General features: G+C 70.2%; 1 protein-coding gene. It reads right to left on the bottom strand.

Going from position 1 to position 524, the window contains the following annotated elements; translation table 11 throughout:
• Window positions 1-441, bottom strand: a 441-nt coding sequence (locus tag B552_RS0126950) for a chemotaxis protein CheW (protein ID WP_026036086.1), incomplete at its 3' end; no start/stop codon positions are given.
• Window positions 442-524: the final 83 nt, after the last annotated feature.

Below are 524 nucleotides of genomic sequence, written 5' to 3'. Positions count from 1 at the left end.
GCCCTGCCAGCCCTCGGGCGCGTCCCCGCCAGCCGGCGTCAGGTCAACGGCGTGGCGCAGGCCCACCACGCGCGTGGCGATGATCCCGCATGCACGTTCGACATGGCGCGACAGGACAACGATCTTGCTGCCCGGCTGCACCGGTGTCGGGCCGTCGCCGCAATACATGCCGAAGTCGATCACGCCGAGCAGGTTGCCGCGCGCATTGACCAGGCCGCGATACCACGGCTGGGTCAGCGGCACGCTGGCGGGCTGGCGCATCTCGAGCACCTCGCCCGTTTCCATCAGCGGCAGCAGCCAGCCGCGCTGCCCCACCAGCACGCCCAGGTAGCTGTCGACGGCCGGAAGGTTGCGCGCCTCGCGCAGGCGTCGGGCCAGCATGGCCTGGTAGTCCTGCAGCCGGGTCTGGCGGGCACGAAGGTCTTGGCGCGGCGCGTTCATGATGGAAATACCGGTTGGTGAAACCTCGGGGCAAGTGCGCCGTGACGCGCCTGCCCACTTGCTGAAGCGGTTCTGGCCAGGCG

It is taken from the genome of Cupriavidus sp. BIS7, from assembly GCF_000292345.1.
Classification (GTDB): Bacteria; Pseudomonadota; Gammaproteobacteria; order Burkholderiales; family Burkholderiaceae; genus Cupriavidus.
The sequence above is the reverse complement of the archived record's forward strand: the minus strand, read 5'-3'. Positions and strand labels throughout refer to the sequence as shown.